Source organism: Janthinobacterium kochi, from assembly GCF_051380715.1.
Lineage (GTDB): Bacteria > Pseudomonadota > Gammaproteobacteria > Burkholderiales > Burkholderiaceae_D > Janthinobacterium.
The window spans coordinates 146421-164700 of record NZ_JBNYXO010000012.1; the positions used below are offsets into that span (position 1 = coordinate 146421).

An 18280-nucleotide genomic window follows, 5' to 3' on the forward strand; every position below is an offset into this window, starting at 1 on the left:
GTTTTTGGGTTACAGGAGTGGAGGATTCCTCTGAACGTGGCCGCGCTTCGCTGCTGAGCGCTCATCCTTTTCGAACCGGCAATGCCTGATACGATGCATCAATCTGATCAAGATATTCGCAATCGCCTGCTGATTGCCCGCCTGCCGGCCATGCCGCAGATTCTCATCAAGCTGATCGCCCACCTGCAGGCCGACGATGCCGGCATGCCGGAGCTGGCCGCCCTGATCGCCAAGGATGCCGGCATGACCAGCAAGATCCTCGGCGTGGCCAATAGCTCGGCCTACCATCGCCAGAGCAAGGTCGTCAGCCTGGAACAGTCGCTCGTGTCGCTGGGCACGGACATGATCAAGACCCTGGTCATCAGCGAATCCGTCTTCCAGACCTTCAACAGCTTTCCCCATTCCGGCAGCACGGATTTGCGCGCCTTCTGGAAAAGCTCGCTGTCGGCCGCCGTCATGGCGCGTGCGCTGGCCAAGGCCATGGCCTATCCGCACGTCGAGGAAGCGTACCTGGCGGGATTGCTGCACAACGTGGGCCGCCTGGCTTTGCTGGCTACGGCGCCGAAGGAATACGCGTTCAATTTCACGGCGCGCGACGATGCCGCCCTGTGCGCGGTGGAGCAGCGCACCTTGCAGATCACGCATGCCGAAGCTGGCGCCTGGCTGATCGAACGCTGGCAGCTCGATTCCTTCCTGGCCGATAGCGTGCTGTATCACCACGAACCGCTGGCGCGCCTGGAGGCCGGCCATCCTTTGATCCGCATCGTGCGCCTGGCGCACCTGCTGTGCTGCCATGCCGAGGATACGGAATCGATCATGCAGGCGGCAAGCCTGTGCGCGCTGGATGTCGAGGTGCTGGAAGACCTGGCCGGCAGCGTCGCGCGCCAGGTGGAGCAGGCCGCACAGCACCTGGGCATTGACCTGGCCGGCGCGGACGATATCGTCACCCCGCCCGCGTATGCTCCGCCATCCGGCGATCCAGTGCAGCAGCGCCTGTCCGACGAAGTGCGCAACATGGTGCTGGTGTCCGAAGTGGGGCAGACCTTCGCCCGGCAGCAGGGCGAGAGCAGCCTGCTTGAAGCCATCACGCGCTCGGCGCGCATCCTGTTCGATTTCGATACCGCCGTGATCCTGCTGCAAAACCCCACCGGCCATGCGCTGATGGGCGTGGCGGCGGGCGAACATCAGCAACGCCTGGCCGGCTTCTCGATCCCGCTGGCCAAGGGTGGTCCGCTGGCCGCTTCGGCGCTGGAGTGCAAGCAGGCGTTCTTAAAGCGCGACATGCCGGCGCTGGGCATCGTCGAGGAGCAGTTGTTCCGCATTCTCGGCACCGACAGCCTGGTCTGCCTGCCTTTGGCGGCGGGCCAGCGCAGCCTTGGGGTACTGATCGGCGGCGTGGCGGCGTGGCAGATTGCCGCTTGCCAGAAGCGCGAGGGTTTTTTGCGCGCCTATGCCAACCAGGCCGCTACGGCGCTGGAAACGGCCATCAGTGCGCGCGGCCTGGCGCGGCGCCAGCTCGATCACGTGGCCGAGGAATACCGCGCCGCGTCGCGCCGCGTCGTGCATGAAGTGAATAATCCGCTGTCCATCATCAAGAACTACCTGAGCGTACTCGATCACAAGCTGGAGAAACAGGAGCCGGTCATGGGCGAGATGGCTATCCTGAACGAGGAAATCGACCGTGTCGGGCAGTTGATCGGCAGCTTGGCCGATTTGCAGCCCGTGGACGCGGGCGGCGTCACCGATTGCGCGCGCGTGGTCGACGATGTGCTGCGATTGTTCCGCGCCACCGACTTCTTGCCGCCGAAGATCGAGGTGGTCACGCGCATGCAGGACGCGCCATGCGAGGTGGAGGCCGATGCCGACATGCTCAAGCAAATCCTGCTCAACCTGCTGAAAAACGCCGTCGAAGCGCTGCCCGATGGCGGGCGCATCGAAGTGGCGAACCGGGGCCACGTCAACCGAGACCGTCGCCTGTATCTGGAATTGTGCGTCAGCGATAATGGCGCCGGCCTGGCGCCGGAGGTGCTGGCCAACCTGTTTTCTCCCGTGCGCAGCAACAAGGAAGGGGCGCATCACGGCCTGGGCTTGTCCATCGTGCATGACCTGGTTACCCGCCTGCATGGCGTGATTGGCTGCCGCAGCAGCAAGTCCGGCACGTCGTTTGAAATTTTACTGCCCATTCCCGTGCCGACGAGTGCTGCAGCCGCGCTGCCCGCACCCGGCAATACCGCCTTGTCTGCGTAACGTCCATGAACTCCTCCGCCATTCCATTTGACCTGGAAAACAGCCCGCGCATCCTGCTCGTCGATGACGAGCCCCGCCTGCTCGCCTCCCTCCACGAATTGCTGAAGGACCGCGGCTACCAGCTGTACACGGCCACCTGCGGCAGCGAGGCGCTGGCGCAATTGTCGAAACTGCGCTTCGACCTGATCCTGCTCGATTTGCGCCTGCCCGACATGAGCGGTCATGAAATCATGGACCACATCAACCGGCGCGGCATCGAGGGCGACGTGATCGTCATGAGCGGCGATGTCGGCATCGAGGCGGCCATCGGCGCCCTGAAACGTGGCGCCTACGATTATCTGCGCAAGCCCTACAGCCGCGAGGAGTTGCTCAAGACGGTGGAGAACGCGCTGCAAAAGCGCAAGCTGGCGCTGGATAACGAGCGCATCGCGCTGCAGCTGGAAAACTCGGAAAAGATGTACCGCTACCTGGTCGACAGCTCGCCCGATATCATCTACACCTTGAACCACGAAGGCCGCATCACCTTCATCAACGACAGGGTGCACCAGTTGCTGGGCTTTGACCGTGAAGAGCTGATCGGCAGCCATTATTCGATCCTCGTGCACGATGAAGACCAGGAGCGGGCGCGCTATGCCTTCAATGAGCGCCGCCTCGACGAGCGCGCCTCGCGCAATGTGGAACTGCGTCTGAAGTGCCATAGCGGTAGCGGCAGCGACCGCACCTTCAACAACACGCTGATGACGATTCCGCTCAATTCGATCGGCATGCACGGCCACCATCACGAAGCGAAAAAGCAGGAATACTTCGGCACCTACGGCGTGGCGCGCGACATCACTGACCGCAAGCGCGCCGAGGAAGTCATCTCTTACCAGGCGTACCACGACATCCTGACGGACCTGCCGAACCGCATGCTGTTCAAGGACCGCCTGGGCCTGGCCGTAATCCAGGCGCGGCGCAAGCTGACGGAACTGGCCGTGATGTTCATCGACCTGGACCGCTTCAAGCTGGTCAACGATACCCTGGGCCACGTGAAGGGCGACGAGTTACTGCAGCAGGTGGCGCTGCGCCTGAAGGATTGTTTGCGCCGCGGCGATACCCTGGCGCGCCAGGGCGGCGATGAATTCACCATCGTGCTGCCGGAGTTGCGCGACCGCCAGGATGCGCGCCTCATCGCCGACAAGTTCCTCGAATGCCTGCACCAGCCCTTCGACCTCGATGGCAACCAGGTGCATATTTCGGCCTCGATCGGCATCGCCATCTATCCGGGCGATGGCGAAACCATCGACGAGCTGCTGCGCCATGCCGACATCGCCATGTACCAGGTCAAGGCCCTGGGCAAGAACGGCCATAGTTTTTATCACGAGTCCATGCTCGATGTGTCGCACCAGAAGATCGCGCTCGAGCAGAGCCTGCGCAAGGCGCTGGAGCTGAATCAGCTGGAGATGTATTACCAGCCGCAGGTGGACGTGATGACGGGCCGCATCGTCGGCGCCGAAGGCCTGATGCGCTGGAACCACCCGCAAAGGGGCTTGCTGACGGCCGGCGAATTCCTGCCGTTTGCCGAGGAAAACGGCTTGATGCTGCCGATCTCGGACTGGATGCTGGGCGCCCTGTGCCGCGACCTGGTGCAGTGGGACGAGGCCGGCGGCGACGCCGTGCGCCTGTCGCTGAATCTGTCGCCGCAATACCTGGACCGGGGCGACTTTTTCGAGAAGATGCGCGGTGCGCTGACGCGCTATGGCATCGCGCCGGAAAAGATCGAAGTGGAAATCACGGAAAACATCTGCATCCGTAATCCGCAATATGCGATCGAGCAGTTGAACAAGCTGTGCCAGCTGGGCGTATCGGTCGCCATTGACGATTTTGGTACCGGCTATTCCTCGCTGTCGTATCTGCACCGCTTCCCCATCCACACCATCAAGATCGACCAGTCGTTCGTCAAGGAAATCCACGACGAACATGGACACTATCCCGTCATCCTGGCCATCATCTCGATCGCGCGCGGACTGGGCCTGCACCTGATTGCCGAGGGTGTGGAAACGGAAGGCCAGGCGCGCTATCTGCAGGACAAGGGCTGCACCACGATGCAGGGCTATCTGTATCACCGGCCCATTTCGCTGGGCAGCTTCATTGGCGTGCTGCAGCAGCAGAATCGCCTGCTCGCCGATGCCGTACCGGGCGCACCGCAGCCGCTGGCCATCGAGGCTTGACCGTGCCGCTTGCCGCTCCCCGCCACACGGCCGCTCATTACACGGCTGATTACCTGCGCCTGAAAGGACTGGCCGAGAAGGGTAATGCGAATGCCCAGCACAGCCTGGGCTTCATGTATTTCAATGGCCAGGGTATCGGGCAAAGCTATGCGCTGGCATTGCACTGGTATGGCCTGGCTGCTGCGCAGGGACTCGAGCACGCGCAATACAACCTGGGTGTCATGTGCCAGAAGGGGCAGGGCGTGGCGCAGGATTTTGTGCAGGCCGCGCATTGGTACCAGCAGGCGGCCGAGCAGGGTTACGCGGCGGCGCAGTACAACCTGGGCTGGCTGTATGCCAAGGGCCAGGGACTCGCGCAAGATAGCGGGCAAGCCATGCTGTGGTTCAGCCGCGCGGCCGAGCAGGGCGACGCGGGGGCGCAAAACAATCTGGGCATGATGTATGACAATGGCAAGGGCGTGCCGCAGGACTTCGTGCAAGCCATCGCCTGGTACCGCAAGGCGGCCGAACAGGGCTACGCGCGCGCCCAGTTCAACCTGGGCCTGCGCTACGACCATGGCCAGGGCGTGCGGCAGGACCGCCAGCAGGCGACCGCCTGGATGCGCAAGGCGGCTGAGCAGGGCTATGCGCCGGCCCAGTTCAATCTGGCATTGCGCTATGAAAACGGCGACGTGCTGCCGCAGGACAGCGGGCAGGCGATCATCTGGTACCGGCGTGCTGCTGAGCAGGGCCATGCCAGTTCGCAGTTCAATCTGGGTTTGATCTATGACAATGGCCAGGGCGTGCCCTGCGATAAACAGGCGGCACTCGACTGGTATGTCAGGGCGGCAGGGCAGGGGCACGCGGCGGCCCAGCACAACCTGGGCCTGCACCATGAACATGGCGCGCAGGACTATACCCAGGCGCAGGTGTTCTATCGCCAGGCGGCCGGGCAGGGCTTTCCCGCCGCGCAGTATCAGTTGGGACTGCTGCATGAGCATGGACAGGGCACGCCAGTCGATGCGCAGGAAGCCATCTTCTGGTACCGCAAGGCGGCCGACCAGGGACATGTGCGGGCGCAGTTCGACCTGGGCCTGCGCTACGAACATGGCCAGGGTGTGCCGCAGGATCTGTCGCTGGCGCTGGAGTGGTACCGCCGCGCCGCCGAGCAGGATTACGCGCCGGCGCAATACATGCAGGGCGTTTTGCACGACCGCGATGATGGCCCGGCGCCAGATAGCCAGCAGGCCTGTACCTGTTATTGCCGTGCTGCCGCGCAGGGCCACAGCCTGGCCCAGTTTGCGCTGGGCCTGCGGCATGACAACGGCCAGGATGTGCCGCAGGATTATGCTGCCGCCTGGGACTGGTATGCGCTGGCTGCGCGCCAGGGTCATGCACGGGCACAAATGAATCTGGGCTTGATGGCGGCCAGCGGCCAGGGTGGCCCGCTCGATTTGCAGCAGGCGTATATCTGGCTGTCGATGGCCGTGGCGGCCGGCGTGGCCGGTGCGGAAAAATCCTTGCGCCAGACAGCGGCGCGCATGCGCGAGACAGATCTGGCGCGGGTGCGCGAACATCTGGCGGCGATAGCCGGCTAAACCATGCCGCCGGCGTTAGCGTGCGCGGATACAACAGCAGGTGCTGTATAGTCCTTTCCCTTCGCCATCTGTGGCGCCCTTTTTTCCTGCGGACGCAAAAAAATGCTGCAGTATTTGCAGTTTTGATGTGCTAAGGTTCCGGAAGAAGGTGGTCTGTCTATTCGTTAGAAAAGGAAAACCATGCGCCTGAACCCTTTCCCTGGTCGTCCGGCCGCCGTCCTGTGTGTGCTGGCATTGCTGTCGTCCGGCGCAGGCGCCGCCAGTCCCCTCGATGCCCTCAGCAACCAGGATGCCAGCAATGGCTTGAAAGCGGCGCTGGAAGCCGGTTCCGCTGCCGCCGTATCGAAATTGGGGGTTGAAAATGGCTTCCTGAACAACGACAAGGTCAAAATCAAGTTGCCAGGCATCCTGGAGCAAGCCCAGCCTTTGTTGAAAATGACGGGGCGCGGCCAGCAATTGGACGATCTGGTGGTGGCGATGAACCGTGCCGCCGAGTCTGCCGTGCCCATGGCCAAGCCTTTGCTGCTCGATGCGGTGAAGTTGATGAGCGTGACCGATGCGAAAAATATCCTGTCCGGTGGCGACACGTCGGTGACGGACTTTTTCCGCCAGAAAACATCAGCGCCGCTGGCCGTCAAATTCCTGCCCATCGTGAAATCCGTGACCGACCGTTCCGGCCTGGCCAGCAAATACAACAGCACCATGAGCCAGATCGGCAAGACGGGACTGGTGCCGCAGCAGCAATCGACGGTGGAAGCTTACGTTACCGACCGGGCGATTGACGGCCTGTACCTGATGATAGGCGAGGAAGAGAAAGCCATCCGCAGTCATCCGCTCGCTTACGGCAGCAAGATTATCGGCAAAGTGTTTGGCAGTTTGAAGTGACTGTTGCAGCGTGCTGCGGGGCCGCAGGCGGCGTTTGCGCGGTACTGACAGGTGTGGCGCAAGGGAAACAAGTTAAGCATTTGCTACAAGAAAACAATGTTAAAATTCCGTGACATACATTCCTGAGGCATGGTTAAACAACGCTCAATTGCCCGGAAGTGCCGAGTTTTAGTGGCGAACTGATGCGCGGCATTGCGAGATGCCCGTCGGTTGGCCTTTTTTCGTTTTATTCACGTTTCCCCAAGCTCATTGATTTTCTGAAGACATCGTCAGGAATTCCAGGTGCAGGATATTTTAGGTAGCCGGATTTGTTAAGCGTACTCAGAAAATCAATTAAATATACCTGGTGTGGCTGCTTGGTGCTTGGCGCGCCTTCGGCGATTGCCGCGACGCCGAATCATGGCGGTCAATCCGGGTATATCAATATGCCCAGTGCCGTGGTGGAAACAGATGGTACCTTCAGCGTCGGCTATAGCTACGACAATCCCTATGGCCAATTGTGGGCCACGGCGAATATCCTGCCTTTCCTGCAAATGACGGGACGTTATGTGTCGATAGCGGGCATTGCCGGTTTTACCAACGTGCCCGGTGAATATGGCAGTGGCTATGGCCGCTACAAGGATAAAGTTGTCGACGGCAAATTGCGCCTGTGGACGGAAACGCAGTGGGTGCCATCGGTCGCCGTCGGTATGACGGACCTGTTCGGTACCGAGCTGTTCAAGGGGCAATATGTGGTTGCCACCAAGACTTTTGGCGCCAGCAAGAATATCGAAGCGAGTCTGGGCTATGCGCACAAGCGTCCGGACGGCGTGTTTGCCGGCGCGCGCTGGACCCCGACCGCACTGCCGCGCTGGTCGGTGGTGGCGGAGTATGATGCGACCAATTATCTGCGCGACTTCCGTGCCAGCGAAACGGCTGCCGGCAAGCGCCGCAAGGGCGCCTCCGTGGGCCTGGAATACCGCTGGGGCTGGCTTGCCCTGCAAGCGGCACGCAGCCGCGACCAGTTTAGCGTGAATGCTTTTGTCAGCATTCCGTTTGGCGAGCGCGAGTTCGTTCCCAAGGTGTATGAACCAGCGTATTTCGTGGACGACAAGAACCCGCCGCCGTTGCCGAGCAAGGAAGAATGGCACCGCGACGCCGTGTATGGCGCCGACCTGGTCAATGCGCTGGTGAAGCAGGACTACAAGAATATCCGTGTCGAGCAAGAGGGCAATGTTCTCAGCCTGAGCCTGACCAACAGCCGTATTTCAAACATGGGCCGCGCCGTTGGCCGTGCCGCGCGCACCGCCGTCGCCTTCACGCCGAAGGGCGTGACGACCCTGCGCATCACGTACACCAAGCTGGACCAGCCAATCGCCACCTACGAATTCTTTGATTTGCCAAAACTGAATGACTATTTGGCAGGCAAGATCGACCGCAAGGCTTTCCTCGACGTCGTGCTGCTGCGTTATCCGGAAAAAAGCGATGTCATCCGGGACGATCAGCAAGGCTGGCTGCAGGAGTTTCTCGACAAGCCGGCGCCCGTCGTGGCTGCAGCGCCTGCTCCCTCCGTTGCACCTGCTGGCGTTGCGCCGGCGGCCGCCGTTTCCGTACCGGCTCCCGCCAAAGCCGCCAACGTCATCAAGGACGATGGCAAGCTGGCTGTCGGCGTCGGTGTCGATGGCGACGTGGTGCAAATCAAATCGCTGGACCGGGAAGCGAACCGTTTCAAGGTCGCTCCCAAGGTGGGCTTCTTCTTCAATGACCCGAGCGGCGCCTTCCGTTACTCGATCTCGGCGGTAGCGAATTACGACCGCCGCCTGGGCGACGGCCTGTACCTGAATGGCGCTGCCAGCCTGCAGTTGCTGGAAACGGTATCGGGCGTCAAGCAGCCATCGAACAGCAACTTGCCGCACGTGCGTACGGATATCGCGGAATACTTGCGCGGCGGGCGTTTCTCGCTGAGCCGAGTCTTGCTGAACAAATACAACAATCCTGCCGAGCGCGTGTATACCCGCATGTCGGCCGGCCTGTATGAAGACATGTTCCGCGGTGTAGGCGGCCAGGTGCTGTACCTGCCGAAGGATAGCCGCTGGGCGGCCGACGTGGCCGTCGATGCCTTGCAGCAGCGTGGCTACAAGGGCTTGCTCGATTCGCGCGACTACAAGACGGTGACGGCGATCGGCTCCCTGCATTACCGCTTGCCGCACGACATGACCGTGACGGCCCGCGCCGGCCGCTTCCTGGCCAAAGACACGGGCGTGCGCATGGAATTCAAGCGCCGTTTCCAGTCCGGTATCGAAGTCGGCGCCTGGTACACGCATACGAATGGTAACGACATCACCAGCCCTGGTACGCCGTCGAAGCCATATCAGGACCGTGGCATCTTCCTGTCCGTGCCGCTGAACAGCATGTTGCCGATGGATACGCAGTCGACGGCCGGCTTTGCCATTGCGCCATGGACGCGCGACGTGGGGCAGATGGTGGCTTCGCCTGGCGACCTGTACGATATGTTCGAGCGCCCGCGCGCCGACATGCACAGCTATGATGGCTTGGGTAACTTTGCCGAGCGCCCGGACGAACAGCACCTGCCTGCCGTCAATCCGCCGGACCGGCCGTTTGTCAGCCCATGGCCCGCCATGCGCGCGCGCCTGGAGCAATCCGCATCGGCTACGCCTAGCGCCCCTGAATGGCTCAAGGCGACGGCGGTGGTCGGGGGCGTGGTGCTGGCATCCGCCCTCAGCGACAAGCCCGTCGACCGTTTCGTCAAGAAGCACGAGGATTCCAAGGTCTACCGCAATTGGGACAAGCTGGGCAAGGCCATGCCATATGCGGCAGTGGGAGCGGCGGCGGCCGCCTTCGCCCTGGGCGATGAGCGCATGCAAAATACGGGACTCATCTCCCTGCAATCGGTTGCCGCGGCGACGGGCGTGGCGGTAGCTGGCAAATATGCGTTTGGCCGCGCCCGTCCAGAGGAAGACCTCGGAGCGTGGAGCCGTGTCGGCAGCGGCAGTTCCCGTTCGAATTCATCCTTCCCTTCCGCGCATGCCGCCATCGGCTTTGCCGCCGTGACGCCGTTTGCCAAGGAATACGATGCGCCATGGTTGTATAGCGTGGCCGCCGTGGGTTCCGCCGGCCGCGTATTCGGCCGCAAGCACTGGGTGTCCGACACGGTCGCCGGCGGCATCGTCGGCTACGCCATAGGCAGCTGGCTGTGGCACGCGCAGCGCGACCAGAGCAAATCGGGTTTGTCGATCAATCCCGGCCCGAAAGAAATCAGCGTGACCTGGCAGGGCAAGTATTAAGCGCGCATGGCGCCCCCTTTACTCATACAACATCATTCATCCAGACAAAGACCAGCATGAAAAAGCAACTTCGTACTCCCCCGCCTTTCGTGAAACACGTGATTTTCTCTGCTCTCCTGCTGGGCGCAAGTTCGGCCCATGCCGTCGAGCAGGAACTTGGCGCGACTGACATGCCTCGCACGGATATTTCCCGTGCACAGGCGAATGAAATGGGCGGCAGCAGCTTGCCCAGCATTCGCAGTGGTCGAGGTGAGCAGCGCCAAGCAAAAACCGTCCCCGTCAACAGTAACGGCAAACGCAGCGTTGCTGGTACTGATGCTGACGTGCCAGTTGGCGCCTTTGAGGAATATGTCGATGGCGTGACGGGCAAAAAACTGAGTATCTTCGGCAAGGATTTGTTCAGCGATGTGCCGTCCACCTTTGCGCCGCTCGATGGCGTACAGGTAAACCAGGAATACGTGATCGGCACGGGCGACGAGCTGCAGGTACGCGGCTGGGGCATGGTCGATATCGACGTCAGCGCCACGGTTGACCGCAGCGGTGCGATTTTCATTCCGCGCGTCGGTTCCATCAAGGTCAGCGGCGTGCAGTACAAGGACTTGCAGGGCTATTTGAAGAAGGCGATCGGCAAGATTTACACCAACTTTGACCTGACAGCGAGCATCGCCCAAACGCGTGCCGTGCAGGTGTACGTGGTCGGCCATGCCGTACGTCCTGGCACGTACACTTTGAATTCCATGAGCACCTTGCTCAATGCCCTGTTTACCTCGGGCGGTCCGGACGCGAACGGCAGCATGCGCAATATCCAGCTCAAGCGCGGCAAGGACACCGTCACGACGTTCGACTTGTATGACATGCTGGTCAAGGGTGACAAGAGCCACGATGTCACCTTGCGTGACGGCGACGTGATCTATATCCCTGAAGTGGGTCCGCTGGTGGCCTTGACCGGGAACGTAAAACAGCCCGCTATTTTCGAATTGAAAGGCAATGCCAGTCTGGCGGATGTACTGAGCTGGGCCGGCGGCTTTGATTCGGCTGCGGAAACGAAGCAAGTGATCGTCGAGAAAAATGTTGATAACCAATACAAGACCGTGGTGGAGTTGACCGCCGATAAAGCCATCAGCAATACGCAGCTGGCCAGTATCGCGGTCAAGCCTACCGATATCCTGCGCGTGTTCGCACCAGGTGCCGTACCCGTCCAGGCACAAATCCAGAATGAATACGTGCGTGTGGCCGGCGAAGCAAAGCAGAGCGGTATTTTCCTGCTGAAAAAAGGTGAAACCTTGCGCGAGCTGATCGCCCGTGTCGGTGGCGCCAATGAAAACGGCTACCTGTACGCGACTCAATTGAACCGCGAGTCCGTGCGCCGCGCGCAGCAAATCAAACTGAACCAAGTGGCTGACCGCTTCGAGCGCGACCTGGAATCGAATGCGACCCAGCGCATGTCTGCCTCGGGCGACAAGGAAAATGCAGCGAAGACCGCGGCCGAAGTGGAGCAGCAGCGCCGCATCGTGCAAAAACTGCGCACCGTCAAGGCAGAAGGCCGCATTGTGCTCGATTTGCCGGGTGTCGATACGCAAGTGAAAAACCTGCCCGACTTGCCGCTGCAGGATGGCGATACCATCTTGATTCCGCGCCGTCCGGGTACAGTGGATGTGCTGGGCTCTGTCTTTCAGCAAAACGCCTTCGTCTACCGTTCACAGCGCACGGTCAACGACTATGTGCAGCAAGCCGGCGGCATCACTGCGAATGCGGATAAATCCGAAATGTACGTGATTCGTGCCGATGGCACGGCGCAAAGCGGCCAAGGCACTGGCTGGTTCGGTGGCCTCGGCGGCACGGCGTTGAATCCTGGTGATACCGTGGTGGTGCCGGAAAAAATCGAGCGCAGCACGTTCATGCAGAGCTTGAAGGATTGGACGGCTATCTTTTATCAGTTTGGCTTGGGTGCGGCTGGTTTGAAAGTACTGAAGAATTAAAGGTGTTTTTATTTTATTGACTAGATTGAGTATTTGATAGTATATAGAAATATTAATTTAACGCCAAAATATGAGTAAATAAAAATGCAAGAAAAAATGAGTCTTAATTCGAAAATTCCTATTAATAATAGCGTTTCATTGGGTAATGATGATGAGCCAATTAATTTATTTTATCCATTAATTGTCTTGGCGAAAAATAAGAGGCGCATAATTTTTATGCCGATTGTTGCCGCATTATTGGCGGTCGGATTTACTTTGTTGATGCCAAATAAATATACGGCTACGGTCCAGATTTTGCCTCCGCAATCGCAGTCGGGCGCTAGTGCTATGCTCGGACAATTAGGTGCATTGGGCGGGGTAGCAGGCGGCGCATTGGGACTGAAGAATTCGGCTGATGTTTATCTAGGCATGTTATCCAGTCGCACGCTGCAAGACCGTCTGATCGAACGCTTTAAGTTGCGGGAAATATATGAAACCAAGACTGCAACGGATACCAGAAAGGCATTGACTGCGGCCAGCAAAATCGCGATGTCGAAGACAGGCTTGATTGTTCTTGAATATGAGGATAAAAATCCGAAGTTCGCAGCTGACTTGACGAATGCATATGTCGAGGAATTGCAAAAAATGACGCAGATTTTTGCAGTGACTGAAGCTTCTCAGCGGCGCTTGTTTTTTGAAAAACAGCTACAGCAGGCAAAGCAGTCGCTGGCGGACGCGGAGATCGCATTAAAACAGGTTCAGGAAAAAACAGGATTGATTCAGCTAGATGGTCAGGCGGAAGCTATTATTCGTTCCGCTGCCGATTTCAAGGCTCAAATTGCTGCTAAGGAAGTTCAATTGGGCGCGATGAGAACATTCGCGACGTCAAACAATCCAAATTATCAAAAATTGGAAAAAGAGTTATCTGGTTTGCATGCTCAGCTGGCAAAAATTGAAACTGGCATGAATCGTGGTAAAGGTGATATTTCGGTCTCCACCAGCAATGTTCCAGAGGTCGGTCTCGAATATGTCAGGCGGGTGCGCGATGTAAAATACTCTGAGGCGATATTTGAGATGTTGGCGAAGCAGTTTGAATTGGCGAAAATTGATGAAGCCAAGGAAGGATCTATTCTTCAGGTGATGGATTATGCCGTCGTGCCAGATAAAAAATCTTCTCCAGGACGTATGGCTATTGTTTTGAGTGTGTTTTTCCTTTTCGCCTTTTTTATGGTTGTCTTGGCATTTGTACGTGAAATTTTTATTTCAATCGACGTGGATCCAGAAAATAATATCCAAATTAAGGCGTTGCGTGATGCATTAAAATGGAAATCTTGAAAATAATCCATTATTGATTAATATATTTGAAATGGAATAAAATGAAGGCAGTAATTTTAGCTGGTGGTCTGGGCACAAGAATAAGTGAGGAAACTTCCACCAAACCCAAACCCATGGTAGAAATCGGTGGGAAGCCCATCCTATGGCATATAATGAAGACATATTCGGCCCATGGAGTGAATGAATTCATCATTTGCTGCGGCTATAAAGGTTACGTAATCAAGGAATACTTTGCAAATTATTTTCTGCATACCTCTGACGTGACCTTCGACATGCAGAATAATAAAATGGAGGTACATGCCCGCAATGCCGAGCCTTGGAAAGTCACCTTGGTCGATACAGGTGACGAGACACTGACCGGCGGTCGCTTGAAGCGCGTCAAGCAATACTTGGAAGGTGAAGAAGCGTTCTGTTTCACCTACGGCGACGGCGTCAGCGACGTCAATATCACCGAATCGATCGCCTTCCATAAAGCGCACGGTAAGTTGGCCACGCTGACCGCGACTCAGCCCCCGGGCCGTTTTGGCGCGTTGATCCTGGACGGCCAGAAAATCAATAGCTTCCAGGAAAAGCCGCAAGGCGATGGCGCCTGGATCAACGGCGGCTATTTTGTCTTGTCGCCAAAGGTTATCGATTACATCGCGGACGACAGCACCACCTGGGAAAAGCAGCCGCTGGAACGCCTGGCCGCCGAAGGTCAGCTGGACGCCTTTTTCCATCGCGGTTTCTGGCAACCGATGGACACCCTGCGCGACAAGGTGCACCTGGAAGAGCTGTGGCAGTCAGGTAAAGCTCCCTGGAAGGCTTGCTGATGAACGCAGCATTCTGGCAAGGCAAGCGGATTTTCCTGACCGGCCATACGGGCTTCAAGGGCGGCTGGCTGAGCCTTTGGCTGCAGCAACTGGGCGCCGAAGTGACCGGCTATGCACTGGAAGCACCCACCACCCCCAGCTTGTTCGAAGTGGCGGACGTGGCGCGCGGCATGGTTTCCATCATCGGCGACGTGCGCGATGGTGAAGCGCTCAAGCACGCCATGGCACAAGCGCGGCCTGAAATCGTGATCCATATGGCGGCCCAGCCGCTGGTGCGTTATTCGTACGTGAATCCGGTGGAAACTTATGCTACTAACGTAATGGGCGTGGTCAATCTGCTCGAAGCCGTGCGCGCCACGCCTGGCGTGCGTTCTGTGGTCAATGTTACCAGCGACAAGTGCTATGAAAATCGTGAATGGCCGTGGGGCTACCGCGAAAACGAAGCGATGGGCGGTTACGACCCTTACAGCAACAGCAAGGGCTGCGCCGAACTGGTGACGGCCGGCTACCGCAGTTCATTTTTTAATGCCGAGAAGTATGCGGAACATGGCATTGCACTAGGCAGCGGCCGCGCCGGCAATGTGATCGGTGGTGGCGATTGGGCCATGGATAGACTGATTCCCGACATGCTGCGCGCCATTGGTGCCGGCCAGCCGGTGATGATACGTAATCCGCACTCGATCCGGCCATGGCAGCATGTGCTCGAACCTCTGAGCGGCTATTTGACACTGGCGGAAAAGCTGTACACCGAAGGTCCAGTGCATGCCGAAGGCTGGAATTTTGGCCCCCATGACACCGATGCCAAACCCGTCGAATGGATCATCGAACGCATGACGCAAGAGTGGGGCGCCGGTGCGTCCTGGTCGCTTGACGGACAGAACCATCCGCATGAGGCGACTTATCTGAAGCTTGATTGCTCCAAGGCGCGTGGCCAGCTGGGCTGGCATCCGCGCTGGGACATCGGCCAGACGATCGCCAAAATTGTCGAGTGGCATAAAGCCTGTGACCAGGGTACCGACATGCGTGCATTCACGTTGGCGCAAATCGCCACCTATCAAAATACCTAATAAATTACCTAACAAATTGAAGGCTGTATCATGAGCGAACAACTGACCCAACAACAAATCCGCGACCAGATCGCCGCCCTAGTGGCGCAATACGGCGCACTGGCCAGCGTACCGAAGCCATTCGAACCTGGCCTGACCGTGATTCCACCGGCCGGCAAAGTCGTTGGTGCGCCTGAAATGGGCCTGATGGTCGAAGCGTCGCTGGATGCCTGGCTGACGACGGGTCGTTTTAATGACGAGTTTGAAAAACGCCTGGCCAAGTTCATTGGCGTCGAGTTCTTGATTACGGTGAACTCCGGTTCGTCCGCCAACCTGGTCGCCTTTTCGGCCTTGACGTCGCCGAAACTGGGTGCGCGCGCGATTCAACCTGGCGACGAAGTCATCGGCGTGGCTGCGGGTTTCCCGACCACCGTCAATCCGATATTGCAATATGGCGCAGTGCCTGTGTTCGTCGATGTCGAACTGGGAACGTACAATATTGACGCCAGCAAGATCGAAGCGGCCATTACCGATAAAACGAAGGCCATCATGCTGGCCCATACCCTGGGCAACCCGTTCAATCTGGAAGTCATCGTCGCACTGTGCAAAAAATACAATCTGTGGCTCGTGGAAGATTGCTGCGATGCGCTGGGTGCCACCTATAATGGCCAGATGTGCGGTACCTTCGGCGATATCGGCACCATGAGTTTCTACCCTGCGCATCACATCACCATGGGCGAGGGCGGCGCAGTGTTTACCAACAATCCGGAATTGAAAGCCATCGCCGAATCATTCCGCGACTGGGGCCGTGACTGCTATTGCGCACCGGGCAAGGACAATACTTGCGGTCAGCGTTTCTGCTGCAAGCTGGGCACGCTGCCAGAAGGCTACGATCACAAATACACCTACAGCCACTTGGGCTACAACCTGAAGATTACCGACATGCAAGCGGCATGCGGTTTGGCGCAGATGGACCGCGCGGCTGGCTTTGTGCAGGCACGCAAGGATAACTTCGCCTACATGAAGGACGGCCTGCAACGCTGTGCGGAGTTCCTGATCCTGCCGGAAGCGACGCCGAACTCGGATCCGTCCTGGTTCGGCTTCCCGATCACCATCCGTCCGGAAGCAAACGTGGACCGTGTCAGCCTGCTGACGTTCCTTGATCAAAACAAGATTGGCACCCGCCTGCTGTTTGCCGGTAACTTGACGCGCCAGCCTTATATGATCGGCCGCAACTATCGCGTATCGGGCGAACTGACCAATACGGATCGCATCATGCATGACACTTTGTGGATTGGCGTTTTCCCTGGTCTGACCAAGGAAATGATGGACTTCTCGATCAGCAAGATCGAAGAATTTTTTGGTGTAAATTTTTAAAATAAGAAAATGCGCATAGATCAAACACATATTCCTGGCTGTTATCAAATATTTCCAGATATCAAGAAGGATGCCCGTGGGACTTTTGTTAAAACTGTCCATAAGGAAATTTTTCTTGAGCATGGCTTAGCTATTGAGTTCGCGGAAGAGTACTATTCTATTTCGCATAAAGGTGTTCTAAGGGGGATGCATTTTCAAACGCCCCCCCATGATCATTTTAAGCTTGTCTATTGCTTGGCTGGGAAGGTGTTTGATGCAATCATTGATTTACGAGCGGGGTCGCCAACATATAATCAATCTGCCACTTTTGAATTAAGCGCAGAAACCGGAAATTTGCTGTACATTGCGCCAGGCATTGCACATGGTTTTTATGCTATGACCGATAATTCCATAATGCAATACAAAGTTACTACGGTATATGACCCACAGCATGATGGGGGAATTAAGTGGAATACCACCGATGTCAATTGGCCAGATAATGTACCAATCATATCGCCACGGGACGATGCTTTCGCTTCATTGAGTGATTTTGAAACACCATTTAAATTCTAATTTTACGAAACTCCTACTATGGCTAACAAACGCATTGCCTTATTAACAGGCGGTACAGGTTTTATTGGTTCGAATTTGATCAGGCGACTTTTAAAGGATGGCTGGGAAACACACATTATAACCCGACCTAACTCCGATTTAAGTATCTTGGGAGCGTCCGTATCGGGCGTAAAGGCGCATCTTCATGATGGGACCACTGAAGGTATGGCTGACATTGTCAAGTCCAGCAATCCGACGGTCGTATTTCATCTGGCATCGCTGTTTCTTTCTCAGCATACGTCGAAAGATGTAGTTTCTTTGATTAACAGTAATGTATTATTTTCAAGCCAGTTACTCGAGGCAATGAGTCTAAATAAGGTACGTTACTTAATTAACACAGGTACGGCTTGGCAAAATTTCGAAAATGCAGAATACAATCCAGTTTGTCTGTATGCTGCAACTAAACAGGCATTCGAGGCAATTATCGAATTTTATACTCAAGTATTCGGCTTGTCGGCAATAACGTTGAAATTGCACGATTCATACGGACCGGATGATGCCCGCCCCAAATTGTTCACTTTGTTGCGTCGAGTTTCCATGTCCGGAGAGGCGTTGCTAATGTCGCCAGGAGAGCAGTTGCTAGATCTGGTCTATATCGATGACATACTTGATGCCTATATGCTTGCTGTTGATATGTTACTGCTCGATAAAATCGAGAGGCATACGGCATATGTTGTTAGCGCCGATGAGCCGATAAAATTAAAAGATTTGGTTGCAGTATATGGGAAAGCAGTGAGTAGGAGTTTGAATATTGAATGGGGTGCACGACCCTATCGCCTCCGTGAAGTGATGGTGCCATGGAACTCGGGTACACGTATGCCTGAATGGCAACCTAAAGTTTCTTTATTGGATGGAATTGCCAAAATGGAATTAATTAATAATTAAATTTTCTTAAAATAATTCTCAACTTTTTTTGAAAAAACGGTTTAATTAATATTAAGCTGTTTGTAAATTCTAT

General features: G+C 57.0%; 12 protein-coding genes. All 12 read left to right on the plus strand.

From position 1 onward, the window contains the following. Positions 1 to 93: 93 nt before the first annotated feature. The 12 genes from ACQ4WL_RS22355 to ACQ4WL_RS22410 all read left to right on the plus strand — a co-directional run bounded on the left by ACQ4WL_RS22355 (position 94) and on the right by ACQ4WL_RS22410 (position 18207). Positions 94 to 2247, plus strand: a complete 2154-nt coding sequence (locus tag ACQ4WL_RS22355) for an HDOD domain-containing protein (protein WP_436511715.1) — start codon at positions 94 to 96, stop codon at positions 2245 to 2247. A gap of 5 nt (positions 2248 to 2252) precedes the next feature. Continuing rightward, positions 2253 to 4457, plus strand: coding sequence for an EAL domain-containing response regulator (locus ACQ4WL_RS22360; RefSeq protein WP_436511716.1), 2205 nt, complete (start codon positions 2253 to 2255; stop codon positions 4455 to 4457). A 2-nt stretch (positions 4458 to 4459) separates the two neighbouring features. Further along, complete coding sequence (locus tag ACQ4WL_RS22365; RefSeq protein WP_436511738.1) at positions 4460 to 6034, plus strand: SEL1-like repeat protein; 1575 nt, start codon at positions 4460 to 4462, stop codon at positions 6032 to 6034. A 180-nt stretch (positions 6035 to 6214) separates the two neighbouring features. Beyond that, entirely contained in the window at positions 6215 to 6919 is a 705-nt protein-coding gene (locus ACQ4WL_RS22370; RefSeq protein ID WP_436511717.1) for a DUF4197 domain-containing protein, read from the plus strand. A gap of 359 nt (positions 6920 to 7278) precedes the next feature. Beyond that, positions 7279 to 10203, plus strand: coding sequence for a YjbH domain-containing protein (locus ACQ4WL_RS22375; RefSeq protein ID WP_436511718.1), 2925 nt, complete (start codon positions 7279 to 7281; stop codon positions 10201 to 10203). A 56-nt stretch (positions 10204 to 10259) separates the two neighbouring features. Continuing rightward, positions 10260 to 12182, plus strand: coding sequence for an SLBB domain-containing protein (locus ACQ4WL_RS22380; RefSeq protein ID WP_436511719.1), 1923 nt, complete (start codon positions 10260 to 10262; stop codon positions 12180 to 12182). Positions 12183 to 12266: 84 nt separating this feature from the next. Further along, positions 12267 to 13496: a GumC family protein gene (locus ACQ4WL_RS22385; RefSeq protein ID WP_436511720.1), complete on the plus strand. Its 1230-nt coding sequence runs from the start codon at positions 12267 to 12269 to the stop codon at positions 13494 to 13496. A gap of 41 nt (positions 13497 to 13537) precedes the next feature. After that, positions 13538 to 14308 carry a glucose-1-phosphate cytidylyltransferase gene (rfbF, locus tag ACQ4WL_RS22390; protein ID WP_436511721.1) on the plus strand — a complete coding sequence of 257 codons (771 nt, stop codon included), beginning with the start codon at positions 13538 to 13540 and terminating at the stop codon, positions 14306 to 14308. Further along, positions 14308 to 15375, plus strand: a complete 1068-nt coding sequence (gene rfbG, locus ACQ4WL_RS22395) for a CDP-glucose 4,6-dehydratase (RefSeq protein ID WP_436511722.1) — start codon at positions 14308 to 14310, stop codon at positions 15373 to 15375. The genes rfbF and rfbG overlap by 1 nt, the downstream gene beginning before the upstream one ends. Before the next feature lie 30 nt (positions 15376 to 15405). Then, positions 15406 to 16731: a lipopolysaccharide biosynthesis protein RfbH gene (gene rfbH, locus ACQ4WL_RS22400; RefSeq protein ID WP_436511723.1), complete on the plus strand. Its 1326-nt coding sequence runs from the start codon at positions 15406 to 15408 to the stop codon at positions 16729 to 16731. A gap of 9 nt (positions 16732 to 16740) precedes the next feature. Beyond that, on the plus strand, positions 16741 to 17283 hold the full coding sequence (locus ACQ4WL_RS22405; RefSeq protein ID WP_436511724.1) for a dTDP-4-dehydrorhamnose 3,5-epimerase family protein: 543 nt from the start codon (positions 16741 to 16743) through the stop codon (positions 17281 to 17283). A gap of 18 nt (positions 17284 to 17301) precedes the next feature. After that, on the plus strand, positions 17302 to 18207 hold the full coding sequence (locus ACQ4WL_RS22410; protein WP_436511725.1) for an NAD-dependent epimerase/dehydratase family protein: 906 nt from the start codon (positions 17302 to 17304) through the stop codon (positions 18205 to 18207). Positions 18208 to 18280: the final 73 nt, after the last annotated feature.

Excerpts from the sequence above, each read along its gene's own strand:
- ACQ4WL_RS22355 (WP_436511715.1), top strand. The coding sequence starts at position 94 with ATGCATCAATCTGATCAAGATATTCGCAATCGCCTGCTGATTGCCCGC.
- ACQ4WL_RS22360 (WP_436511716.1), top strand. The coding sequence starts at position 2,253 with ATGAACTCCTCCGCCATTCCATTTGACCTGGAAAACAGCCCGCGCATC.
- ACQ4WL_RS22370 (WP_436511717.1), top strand. The coding sequence starts at position 6,215 with ATGCGCCTGAACCCTTTCCCTGGTCGTCCGGCCGCCGTCCTGTGTGTG.
- ACQ4WL_RS22380 (WP_436511719.1), top strand. The coding sequence starts at position 10,260 with ATGAAAAAGCAACTTCGTACTCCCCCGCCTTTCGTGAAACACGTGATT.
- ACQ4WL_RS22385 (WP_436511720.1), top strand. The coding sequence starts at position 12,267 with ATGCAAGAAAAAATGAGTCTTAATTCGAAAATTCCTATTAATAATAGC.
- rfbF (WP_436511721.1), top strand. The coding sequence starts at position 13,538 with ATGAAGGCAGTAATTTTAGCTGGTGGTCTGGGCACAAGAATAAGTGAG.
- rfbG (WP_436511722.1), top strand. The coding sequence starts at position 14,308 with ATGAACGCAGCATTCTGGCAAGGCAAGCGGATTTTCCTGACCGGCCAT.
- rfbH (WP_436511723.1), top strand. The coding sequence starts at position 15,406 with ATGAGCGAACAACTGACCCAACAACAAATCCGCGACCAGATCGCCGCC.
- ACQ4WL_RS22405 (WP_436511724.1), top strand. The coding sequence starts at position 16,741 with ATGCGCATAGATCAAACACATATTCCTGGCTGTTATCAAATATTTCCA.
- ACQ4WL_RS22410 (WP_436511725.1), top strand. The coding sequence starts at position 17,302 with ATGGCTAACAAACGCATTGCCTTATTAACAGGCGGTACAGGTTTTATT.